At 29.2% G+C, this 11,403-nt stretch carries 10 protein-coding genes; 5 read left to right on the top strand and 5 right to left on the bottom strand.

What is annotated here, in order from left to right:
* Positions 1-192 precede the first annotated feature (192 nt).
* The 5 genes from selA (at position 193) to mltG (ending at position 7,976) form a co-directional block, all read left to right on the top strand.
* A complete protein-coding gene (gene selA / locus Q0J90_RS08070) occupies positions 193-1,539 on the top strand; it encodes an L-seryl-tRNA(Sec) selenium transferase (protein ID WP_297277417.1) in 1,347 nt (448 codons plus the stop codon).
* A 130-nt stretch (positions 1,540-1,669) separates the two neighbouring features.
* The gene (gene selB / locus Q0J90_RS08065) at positions 1,670-3,487 is read left to right on the top strand and encodes a selenocysteine-specific translation elongation factor (RefSeq protein WP_297277416.1); all 1,818 of its coding nucleotides are present in this window, start codon (positions 1,670-1,672) and stop codon (positions 3,485-3,487) included.
* Between the two features lie 106 nt (positions 3,488-3,593).
* The gene (locus Q0J90_RS08060; RefSeq protein WP_297277415.1) at positions 3,594-5,651 is read left to right on the top strand and encodes a hypothetical protein; all 2,058 of its coding nucleotides are present in this window, start codon (positions 3,594-3,596) and stop codon (positions 5,649-5,651) included.
* A gap of 18 nt (positions 5,652-5,669) precedes the next feature.
* A complete protein-coding gene (hisS, locus tag Q0J90_RS08055) occupies positions 5,670-6,926 on the top strand; it encodes a histidine--tRNA ligase (RefSeq protein WP_297277414.1) in 1,257 nt (418 codons plus the stop codon).
* Positions 6,927-6,968: 42 nt separating this feature from the next.
* Positions 6,969-7,976 carry an endolytic transglycosylase MltG gene (gene mltG / locus Q0J90_RS08050; protein WP_297277413.1) on the top strand — a complete coding sequence of 336 codons (1,008 nt, stop codon included), beginning with the start codon at positions 6,969-6,971 and terminating at the stop codon, positions 7,974-7,976.
* Positions 7,977-7,989: 13 nt separating this feature from the next.
* On the opposite strand, the gene Q0J90_RS08045 is transcribed toward mltG, so the two are convergent.
* The 5 genes from Q0J90_RS08045 to Q0J90_RS08025 all read right to left on the bottom strand — a co-directional run.
* Positions 7,990-8,616, bottom strand: coding sequence for an HNH endonuclease family protein (locus tag Q0J90_RS08045; RefSeq protein WP_297277412.1), 627 nt, complete (start codon positions 8,614-8,616; stop codon positions 7,990-7,992).
* Positions 8,617-8,703: 87 nt separating this feature from the next.
* Positions 8,704-9,819: a Xaa-Pro peptidase family protein gene (locus tag Q0J90_RS08040; RefSeq protein ID WP_297277411.1), complete on the bottom strand. Its 1,116-nt coding sequence runs from the start codon at positions 9,817-9,819 to the stop codon at positions 8,704-8,706.
* Positions 9,820-9,831: 12 nt separating this feature from the next.
* The gene (aroQ, locus tag Q0J90_RS08035; protein WP_297277410.1) at positions 9,832-10,269 is read right to left on the bottom strand and encodes a type II 3-dehydroquinate dehydratase; all 438 of its coding nucleotides are present in this window, start codon (positions 10,267-10,269) and stop codon (positions 9,832-9,834) included.
* Positions 10,270-10,515: 246 nt separating this feature from the next.
* Positions 10,516-10,782 carry a formylglycine-generating enzyme family protein gene (locus Q0J90_RS08030; RefSeq protein WP_297277409.1) on the bottom strand — a complete coding sequence of 89 codons (267 nt, stop codon included), beginning with the start codon at positions 10,780-10,782 and terminating at the stop codon, positions 10,516-10,518.
* A 244-nt stretch (positions 10,783-11,026) separates the two neighbouring features.
* Positions 11,027-11,403 (bottom strand): cupin domain-containing protein (locus Q0J90_RS08025; protein WP_297277408.1); only part of this gene is annotated, 377 nt, incomplete at its 5' end.

Raw genomic sequence — 11,403 nt, 5'->3', positions numbered from 1 at the left:
GTAGATGAGTCCCGGTGGGCTCCGCGCTCTTCAAAAGCGTTGGATGTCATAGCGACATCGGCAGGTTCAACTCCTGCCTCTTCCGATAAATAAGCGATTATAAAAGTTATAGTATGATTAAATTACTCATAATTAATAGTCTCTTATCTTAAAGTATATTTTATATTTAATTTCATTAGAGAGAGGCTAACAGTGAACAACAAGTTTAACTTAATACAAACCAATACTGTATTAGAGCATGATTCTATAAAACCATATTTTAAAATTCTTTCCCGTCCTATAGTAGCAGATATAATACGCGATACCTTAGAAAAACTTAGAATAGAGATAAAAAATAAAAATGCCAGCTATTCAAAAGAAGATATTATCAAATTATGTGAAAAAAAGGTAAAACAAAGATCCAATCTTCCAATAAAAAAAGTTATAAATGCTACAGGTACCATTATGCATACTAATTTAGGACGTTCTCCTATAGACAGTGATGTATGGGATGAGGTAAAAGCACTAAACACAGCAAGCAATAACCTTGAATACAATATTAATAGCGAAGGCAGAGGTTTAAGAGGTGAGTTTCTATATTCTCTTTTGGCTAAATTAACAGGCGCTGAAGATGCATTGGTTGTTAATAATAATGCTGCTGCTGTATTTTTAATATTGAAAACCTTAGCACAAGGCAAAGAGGTTATAGTTTCTAGGGGAGAGCAGGTACAAATAGGAGGAGGATTTAGAATTCCTGATATACTTAGAGAGGCAGGAGCTAAATTTGTAGAAATAGGCACAACTAATATAGTAACTGTAAAGGATTATGAGGAAGCTGTAACAGAAAATACTGCTATGATACTTAAAGTGCATGCTTCTAACTTTAAAATTAGAGGATTTGTTAAGCATCCGTCATTTAAAAAGATAAGAGACGCTGTACCAAATAATATACCATTAGTTTATGATGAAGGTGCAGGAATATTTGATGAGAATATGTCTGAAGAAGAACATGTAAAATCTGCTTTAAAAAGCGGTGTAGATTTGGTATGTTTTTCCGGGGATAAAATGTTTTCAAGTGTGCAGGCTGGTATTATAGTTGGAAAAAGAGAGTATATATCCAGAATATATAAGCATCCTTTGATGAGAGCTTTTAGATGCGGTAAAACAGTTTTATCTATTTTGGAAAAAAGCGTTATAAAAAGATTAAATTCCACAGGTCAATTTAAGGGTTATTGTGAAACTTTACTTTCTATTAAGCCGGATATTATAAAACAAAAAGCATTAAAAATTATAGAAAATATCAGCGGTTTCGATGTTATAGAAGAAACTATAGAAACAGGCGGCGGAGCTATGGCGGATACTTTCTATCCATCTTATGCTATTAGTTTTAAACCTAAAGATATAAAAGCAACTATTAAATTTATGCATAACTTAGATATACCTATTATACCAAAGATAAAAAAAGATTTTGTTCTTATTTATGTTATTACCATAAATGATGATGATATAGAATATGTTAGGGAGGTGCTGAAAAAAATTATAGATAGTAATTTGTTATAAAAGTTTTTTTATTTTTTAATAGAAATTATTATTTTTTCTATTAAAAATGTGTACAAAATTTAGTATTTTTACATAGAAATTATGTGAATAAATTGCATAGAGTTTATTGCTAAAAATAAAGGAAATATAAGTGAATAGAATTATAGGAACAGCTGGTCATGTTGACCATGGTAAATCAGAATTAATAAAAGCCTTAACTGGTATTGCTATGATGAGACTCCCTGAAGAAAAAAAGAGGGAGATGACTATAGATTTAGGTTTTGGATTTTTCAAGCCTAATGAAGATATTACTATTGGAGTAATAGACGTTCCTGGTCATGAAAGGTTTATTAGAAATATGGTAGCAGGCATGTGGAGTTTGGATTTAGTTATGCTTGTAGTATGTGCTAATGAAGGTTGGATGAATATGACTGAAGAGCATGCCAAAGTTGCTTTATCGCTTGGCATAAGAAATATTATATGCGTAATGAATAAAATAGACCTTGTTGATGAAAATAGATTAAAAGAAAGTGAAGAAAATATTAAAAAGAATTTATATAGAATATTTAATAAAGATATAGAAATAGTAAAAGTTTCTGCTATAAATGGTACTAATATAGACTTTTTAAAAGAAAGAATAACTGATATATTGCTTAATGATAAATCTTCAGATGATATAAAGACACATATTTATGTTGATAGAGTTTTTTCTATAAAAGGTGCAGGACTTACAATTACAGGCAGTATAAAAGGCGGCAGCATAAAAAAAGACGATACATTAATACATTATCCTACTAAGAGAGAAGTTTCTATAAGAAATATACAATCTTACCATGAAGATAGAGAAATTGTATATGCTACTTCACGTATTGCTATAAATTTAAAGAATATAAAAAAAGAAGAAATAAGAAGAGGACATCTTTTATGCGATAAAGATGAAACAGTATTTTTAACAGATGAAATTATATTAGAGTTGGTTCATAACAGCGATGTAGAATATTTAAAAAAGATTAAAAATGCTGAGTTTGCAATTGGTACTGAATGTTTGGTTGCTCAAATTATTCCTATGTATAAAAGAGCATCTTATAATGAATCTGAAAAGAAAGTGAAAACTGAAGTTGATATCAGAGAAATAGATGATAGATTTATAAGACTTAAATTTGATGAGCCTATATCCGTATTTTGGAAAGAAAGAGGAATATTAATAAGCCATGGAGGAAGTGCCATAATAGGAACTGGGGATGTATTTTGGGGAAGCAAAACTACACCGCAGATTAGAAAAAGTATAATGGATAATGCCCATGATTTTTTAGGCAAAATAAAAAGAGACAAATATACGGATCTAGTTATGTCTGTAAATGGATATTCTGCTGCTAATGGAGAATTGCCTGAATATGCAATTAAAATGTCTAACTTCTTTGTTAAAAAAGATTATTTAAATAATCTTTTAATTGAGGCTAAAAAATTGATAGAAAGTAAAAAGGATGGTTTTTCTTTTGAAGATATAAGAAATCATCTTAATATAGATAATGCATTTACTAAGCCTTTCATAGATCATCTTGTTCAAAATAAGATTATAATGCCTTTTAATAATATATATAAAAAATATACTCAGAGTGTTGAGCTTACTAATTCGCAAAAGCAGCTTCTTGAAAGATTGAAAAAAGAAGATTTAAATGGCTTAGATGAAAAAGTTATAAAAACATTTACAAATGGAATAAAAGATATAAAAGTGTTATCAGCTTCAAAACAAGCAATGTATCTTGAAGAGGGAATATATTATCATATTGAAGTTTATAATAGAGTAAAAAATTTAATTATGAAAAACTCTAAACCAAAAGATATTATAACAATAGCATTTGTTAAAGAAAAAACGGGGCTTTCAAGAAAATACGTTATTCCTTTATTAAATGCTTTAGAAAGAGAAAAACTTCTTAAACGTCAGGGCAATGATAGAATAGTTATTTAATTTTCCGTATCCATTTTGTACTTGATATTATATTTTTTTATAGTAAAATATTAATATATTTCGATATTTTATATGATATAAATCGTATAAAACAAAGGGTAAAAAAATGAAAAAACTTTTTTCTATTCTATTTATGATGATATTGTATTATAATTTATTTTCACAAAATAGATTAACATTCCCTGAATATATAGAAGATTTGCAGGAAAAATCTCCTAAAAAGGCAATAGAATGGTTTAAAGAAAATACATATAGTCCTGAATATGGAGTTAATGAATATGTATTTGATTTTTATAGAGGTGTAAGCAGATATTCATCATTTATTAAGTTTAGAGGTGCAAGAACAGAGGTTAATAGAGCAGCTAGTGATTTTAGACAAGCATTAGAATTGCCTAATGATCCTGTTTATTCATATAAAGACAGAGCATTTCTTTATATAGGAGGCATACTTACGGTTTTGCCAGGAGATAAGGAACTGCCTGCTAGAATATTTAAATATTATGCTGATAATTGCCAGACATCTAATCCTAATTATGCTACTTCTATATATTGGAGTATGTATTTGAGTTATATTACTCCGAAAGTTTATGAAACATATTATCAAACATTGATGATACTTTCAAGAAATCCGGATAATTTTATACATGATTATTTTTCAGGAGAAAATAAAAGTATTAACGAAATGATAAGAAATTTAAAAACCCCTGAAAATATGAATCAGAAAGTTTATGAGTGGACTACATCAGATATGGATGTGTATATGCTTATAAAAAATTCTATTCCAGTACTTCCTGAAGAAGAGGGGCTTCCTGTTTATACAGATCAGAAATTTGCGGTTTTTGAAAGATATTCTCCAGCAAAAGAAATAGAAGATATAGAAGAAGATATAGAAAAAGAAAATAATAATGAGGAAGTAAATGAAATTCCTTTAGAAAAAGAAAATGAAGAAAAGTTAGGAGAACTTCAAGATATAGCCAAAAAAGAAAAAACGCCTGAAAGAGCATCAAATAGAAAGATTCCATCAATAGATAGAGAAACAGTTGATGAAATACTTATAGAGGATCCTGAGACTGTAGAATATGAAACTAATATATTAAAAGAAACAAATAATAACAGTGCTGTTACTAATAATAATTTAAATGAAGAAAATCTAAATGAAAAAATGCTTTATCCATTAACTATATTAATAGATAAGAATCCTAATAATGGAACTATAGGCATAGATATAGAAGATTATTCATTTAAAACAGATGTTTCTACTAATTTTATTATTGAAGTTTCTGAAGGAGAATATGAGGCTTATATATCTTTTGCTGACAAATTATATACTAATAATGTACAAGTAGAAAAAGATAAGTACAATTTATTTTCTATAATAGTAAAGGATGAATCTAAAAAAGATGAAGTTACAGAAAATATAGAAAATACTGCTAAAGAAGATATTGATGAAGATTTATTGGAAGAACCAAAAAAAGAAGAAGATGTTTCTTTAACAGTTGGAAAAGAAAATGTACATGCTAATAAATATGACGGAAATGCAGAAAATACTAGAAATATAATAAGAGAAGTTTTATCAAGACCTTCCAAAGTTGCTACAGAGTGGTTTAATACAAATCCTTATAATGAATATATGGGTATTTCTGTTGAGGAATATGCTTATTATAGAGGTGTTTCTTATTATTCAAGATTTTTGAATGAAGGAAGAAAATCTGCTGAATTTGCTGCTCAGGCTAAATCAGATTTGACTTTTGCTTATAATAAAAAAGATAATTCTAATCTTTTGATGAGAACAAGACTTTATTTAGGTGCTGTTAACTTATTTGCTTATAATAACTTGTATGAGGCTGATAAAATGTTTGCTGAGGTTGCTTCTTCTCTTACAGAGGATGATAGATATTATTCAACAGTTATTTATTGGAGAAGCAGAATAGGTGTTGCAAGCGAAACTGATAGAAATAATTTTATTAATATACTATCTTCAAAACCAGCAAATACTCAAATATTGGATTATTCTTCTACTAGATTTAAGGATTTATCATCAATGCCTTCTTATAGAGAAAATATAACAAATATTAATGCAGTTAATAATGCTAAGCCTTTGTATGCTCCGCCAAAAAGTACTGCAAAAAGCGGAAGCACAAAAACTGAAGAAGTATTAAAATAATAATAGGATTGAATTAATATGTTGGAAATAAAAAAACCTAGAGGTACGAATGATTTTTTCTATGATTCATCTAAAAAATTAGAATTCATAGAAAATAAAATAAAAAATATAGTTAAGCTTTACGGATACGGGAGAATAAGAACCCCTTTATTTGAATATACGGATCTTTTTACCAGAGGAATAGGAGAAGGAACGGATATTGTAGGTAAAGAGATGTTCACTTTTGAAGACAGGGGAGGACGTTCTCTTACTTTAAGACCTGAAGGTACTGCTTCTGTTGCCCGTGCTTATGTTGAGAATTCTATGCAAAATGAGTTTGCTATAAATAAATTATTTTATTTAGGTACTATGTATAGGGCAGAGCGTCCGCAGAAAGGAAGATACAGAGAGTTCAATCAATTTGGAATAGAATGCATTGGAGGTTCTTCTCCTTTAATAGATGCTGAAATTATACTTCTTAATATTAATGTTTTAAAAGAGTTTGGTATTAATAATGTTAATCTTTTAATAAATACTGTAGGATGTTCTAAATGCAAACCTTCTTATAATAATGCATTGAAAGAAGCTATAGGAAGTAAAAAAGAAGAACTTTGCGAAACTTGTCAGAAAAGATATGAAGGTAATATATTAAGAATATTAGACTGTAAAAATGAAAAATGTAAAGAAACTATTAAAGATATACCTAAATTTTATGATTATGTATGCGATGAGTGCAAAGAACATTTTGATAAATTATGCGAAGAGCTTACAAGAATAGGACAGAATTTTATTGTAGAGCCTATGCTGGTTAGAGGTTTGGATTATTATACAAAAACTGCTTTTGAGGTTCAAACAGATGCTTTAGGTTCTCAAAGTGCTATACTTGGAGGCGGAAGATATGATAATTTAATCGGTCTTTTTAATAATGGAAAAGATGTTCCGGGTGTAGGAAGTGCTATGGGAATTGAAAGGCTTTTACTTGTATTGGAAGGTCAAAACAGTATTATAACAGATAGACTTGATGCATTTATTGTAGCCTTCAAAGAAACTGAAAATGAAGTATTAAAAATAATGCAGACATTAAGAGCTAATAATATAAGCTGTGATTATGACTTTACCGGAAAATCTGTGAAAAATCAATTTAAATCAGCCAATAAAAGAAATGCTAAATATGCTGTTCTGCTTGGCGAAGATGAATTAAAAAGAGGAATGTGTAAATTAAAAAATATGGATAGCGGAGAAGAGAAAGAAGTATCTGTAAATGATATACATTCTAACATATTACATATAGATTAATTAATTGTTTTATCTAATAATATATTTGTATAAGAGAATTTTATGAAAAAACTATTTATTATATTAATTATACTTGCAGCTATAGTTTCAGCTTCATCTGCGGCATTCATTCAATATATGATTAGCCCTGTAGGCGGAGATAAAGAAAAAGTTTATTTTGAAATAAAGCAGGGAGAAGGTGCCTCAGCTATAGCAAATAAATTAGAATTACATGGGTTGATTAGAAACTCTAAAATATTCCTCGCTGTTGCAAAATATCTTAAATATGACAGAAAACTTTTAAGCGGATATTATGAAATCAGCAGAGATATGAGCATGATAGATATTATGAAGCATATTAACAGCGGCAAGCAGGCTATGGCTAAATTTACCATTGCTGAGGGTAAAAATATATATGAAATAGCTAACTATTTAGAAGCTGAGGGCTTTACTACTAAGAAAGAATTTTTAGAAGTTTGCCATGATAAAGAAATATTAAAAAAATATAATATTCCTTCAGACAGTGTTGAAGGCTATATATTTCCTTCTACATACTATATTGTTAAAGGCAATCCTACAAAAGTATTGGTTACATATATGATAGATTCATTATTCAAGCAGTTTCCGGATTTAGAGGATAGAGCAAAAAAGATTGGAAGAACTGTACATGAAGTATTAACTATGGCTTCTATAGTAGAAAAAGAAATGGGACCTTCTGATGATCCTAAACTTATATCTTCAGTTTATTACAACAGATTGAATATTGATAAGAGACTTGAGGCAGATCCTACAACAATATATGCCATGACTTTGGTTAAGGGTGATTATATAGAAAAACCTAATTTAAAATATGATGATTTGCGTATGGTTCATCCTTATAATACATATAAGAATACAGGGCTTCCTCCAGGACCTATATGTTCTGCAGGCGGAAGAGCAATAGAGGCGGCATTAAATCCGGCTGATACAGATTATATTTTCTTTGTTGCTGACGGTACAGGAAAGCATGCGTTTTCTGTTACTTATGAAGAACATCTAGAAAATATTAACAGATACATTTTAAAGAAATAATTGTATATAAAGCTTATTTGCCTTTGCATACTCTGTTTGAAACTTCATCAAACCCTTCTTCTATGGTAAGTCCCCAGTCTGTTTTAATTTTAAACCATTCGCGTACATATTCGCATTGATATTCTTCATTTGGAGGCAGCCATTCAACAGGAGATTTATCGCCTTTAGAACGGTTTGCTCCTTTTGATACGGCTACTAAATGATGATCATTTTTTAAATAGTTATAGTATTCGCTTTTCTTTTCTTTGCTCCAATTACTAGCACCGCTTGCATGGGCATTTTTTAATGGTACTAAATGATCTATATCCAAATCTTTTGGGTCTGTGAAATATTCTCCTGTAAACTTATCATACCATTTTCCAGATACAACTCTATTATTTGAAATTACAGGCTTAATTAAAGATTCTCTAGCTAAAACTTCATGTCTTGTATTAAGCCCGTCATTGTCTTCATCTTCCCAATTACCCCAGTCATCTCTATTATATCTTGTAACATTTTCTTTTTTTTCATTTCTATGTGTTTTTGATGACGATGCTTTTTTATTATATATGTTGTTATAATAATAGTATCCTGCTGTAATTACAAGTATGATTATTATTAATAATAAAGGTGATGATTTTTTCTTTCTTCTTCTAGCCATAATGTTTTTTATAATTATTTTTATTCAAATTTAATTAAAATTTATTATATTGTTTATGATACTATATAAATTATAATATGTCAATAATTATAATACAATTAAATCTGTAGGCGTATCATTTATAGAAACTCCGCCGTTTTTAGTTACTATTACCATATTTTCTATTCTTACACCGCCTAAATTTGGTACATATATGCCGGGTTCAACTGTGACAACACATCCGCCGTCAAGTATATGATCAACTAAAGGAGAAAGTCTAGGAGATTCATGTATTTCAAGTCCTACACTATGTCCTAAACCATGTCCGAAATATTGTCCGTAGCCATTATTTTTTATGATTTCTCTGGCAGCATTATCAACTTCTTTTCCGGAAATACCTGAATGTATAGTTTCTATTCCTTTTTTATGAGCTTCTCTAACTATGTTATATATTTTGCTCATTTCATTAAAATGCTCTCCTTTGCCAAAGAAGAATGTTCTAGTTATATCGCTTTTATATCCATCTCTTGATAATCCGAAATCCATTAGAATATTATCGCCAAGTTTTAATTTTATATCAGAAGGCACCCCATGAGGCAAAGAAGTTCTGTCACCGAAAAGCAAAATTGTGTCGAATGCTGTTTTATCTCCTCCTTCCTTACGCATCTGATATTCTAATTCTGCCGCTAGTTCTTGTTCTGTTACTCCTTCTTTTACGAAAGCAAGCATTTTTGTCATTGCTTTTTCTGCCCTGTTTAAATTATCTTTCATTATTTTTATTTCTTCTTTCTCTTTTATATTGCGTATGCTGTCTATATCAGCTTTGCTTATACCTATTTTTATAGAATTATTAACCATTGAAGCAACTATATTTTCATAATCAGAAAGATAAAGACCGCTTTTAGCCACAGATATATCATTTATATTATTTTCTTTACAAAATTCTCCCAAAGCATCCGAATATGTAGCAGCTACAAGTATAACAGTAGTTTTATGCGTAACTTTAGTAGCATGCTCGCAGTATCTTGAATCGACAAATAAATATTTTTTGCCGTCTTTTATAAGAAGCCATCCGGCACTGCCTTTAAATCCTGTTAGATAAAATATATTTTCATTTTTAGTTATAAGCAGATTCTCATTTGTTAATTTTAATAATCTTTCAAGTCTGGCATCATAATCAAATTTTTTGTTTTCACCGCTTTCAGTTAAAGTTAATTTGCACATTTTCAAACTCCGTTATTTCTTTTTTTGTATAGATAATAAATGAGCCAAAGCTAATATATAACTATTGTCTCTAAAACCTGTAATTACACCCAATGCTATATCAGATAAATAGCTTTTATTTCTAAAATCTTCTCTTGCATGAACATTACTCATGTGAACTTCTATAAATGGTATATTTGTAGATAAAAAAGCATCTCTTATGGCTATAGAAGTATGAGTATAGGATCCGGCGTTTATTATTATATAATCTATGCTTTCATCATAAGCCCTATGTATTCTATCTACTATCGCTCCTTCATGATTAGATTGAAAAAATGATACTTTAGCATTTCCGCTTGCTGCTTCCTTTATTTTCTTTTCAATATCTCCAAGTGTAATATTTCCAAAAATTTTAGTTTGAGCTACACCGAACATATTTGTATTAGGACCATTTATAACTAGTATATTCATACAAACCTTTAATAGAAATTTTATTATTATTATTATTATGCTCGCCTCCGCCTATAATCAGCAAATAAATAATTTATTTGTACTGCTGGGCTAGCTTTTATAATTTCTAACTATATAATCAATTATTATTTTTTACTATAATATACCTATTGCAAAAAAAATCAAATGTATAAAATATATTATGTTATCTTCCTATTAGAAGTTATTTTGAAAATTAAATGTATAATCGACATGAAGTGATAGTTATCATTTGCTTTTGCTTAATCTATTGCAGTATTCTATAGCATCATACCAAGTAATATTTTCTACAGGTAAATCTTCTCCTTTAAAGTAGCTTGGATTTTCTCCCATTACTGCTTGATACTCTTTTTGTGTAACTTCATAAGGTGATATATAAAATGGGTTTATTATCACTTCATGTAAAACTTCATCTTTATCACGCTGAACTTCATTTTCAGGACTTCCCATCATAAAGCTTCCGCCTTTTAACAATATTAAATTATCATTTATCATTGTTCTATCTCCTGAATTGTTTATATTAATCTCTTGAGCAAAAATTTTCTGTTCAGGGATTATATTGTTATTTGTTTTTTTGAATATATAAAAGATTACACCAGCTATTAAAATAATACTTAAAGCAGTGAATGTTGATATTATTTTTTTTATTTTTCATAAATTTCACCCTTATTGATTAAGAAAAATTATGACTATAGTTATATTGATACTTTTAGTATTTTAAATAAATGTTATTCAATACTTATTTATTCTTTTTATAAGCATTATACTCTTCATCAGTTACATGTTCTAACCAAGTAACATTATTGCCGTCTTTATCTCCAGTGATAGCAATATGTTTCATTCTGCAATCTGGTGAAGCACCATGCCAATGTTTTTTATCTTTAGGACAATAAAGAGCTTCTCCTGCATGAAACTCCAAAACTTCTCCGCCTTCTTCCTGAGTAAGTCCTATACCTTCAACTACAACTAAATGCTGTCCGCAAGGGTGAGTATGCCATGCAGTTCTGGCACCTGCTTCAAATGTTACATAAGCTACAGAGAAATGTGAATCTTCATTAGGCTCTGTAAGAATTTCTACTTCAACATCTCCTGTAAAATATTCTTTTGCTCCTTTAA

This window comes from uncultured Brachyspira sp., from assembly GCF_944390595.1.
GTDB lineage: Bacteria > Spirochaetota > Brachyspiria > Brachyspirales > Brachyspiraceae > Brachyspira.
Note: the sequence above shows the minus strand (reverse complement) of the source record. Positions and strands in the feature narration are given on the sequence as shown.